This window comes from Adlercreutzia sp. DFI.6.23, from assembly GCF_024462535.1.
In the GTDB taxonomy this organism is placed as follows: domain Bacteria; phylum Actinomycetota; class Coriobacteriia; order Coriobacteriales; family Eggerthellaceae; genus Adlercreutzia; species Adlercreutzia rubneri.
Genome location: NZ_JANGBP010000097.1, coordinates 1 through 434, shown reverse-complemented (window position 1 = coordinate 434; position 434 = coordinate 1). Strand labels below are relative to the sequence as shown.

The following is a 434-nucleotide window of genomic DNA, read 5'->3' as shown; positions in this document are numbered from 1 at the left end:
CTTCCTTCAGTTTCGTGGGGCCAGTGGTTATTGCGAGCGCTACGGCGGGGGCGGCCGGGGTCGGCTCGGCCATAGTGGGGGCCGGTCTGGTATTCGTCGTGTGCGCTCTGGTGGTGCGCAAGACGGGGACGCGCTGGATCGATCGGCTCATTCCCACGGTGGTCATGGCCGAGATCATCTTCGTTATTGGCTGCGGCCTGGCTACCCCGGCGGTTTCGGAGGCGCTCACCGTGCCCGAGGGCGAGACGCTGTGTCAGACGCTCGTTGTGGCGGGGGTGGCCTTCTTCGTGGTCGTGCTGTGCACGTGCTTCGGGAAGCGGGTGAGCTCTCCCCCTCCCAAGTAAGGAGATTGCGCTCGCGCACCCAGGGCTGGCCCGCCAAGTTCGCGCTCGCCCGGTTGCCGCGCACCCGCACGTTGCCGGGCCACGTGAAGC

Annotated in this window: 1 protein-coding gene; it reads left to right on the top strand. The window is 67.7% G+C overall.

Going from position 1 to position 434, the window contains the following annotated elements; genetic code table 11:
- Nucleotides 1-344: solute carrier family 23 protein (locus NE591_RS12505; RefSeq protein ID WP_305145250.1), on the top strand; the 344-nt coding region annotated here is incomplete at its 5' end.
- Nucleotides 345-434 lie beyond the last annotated feature (90 nt).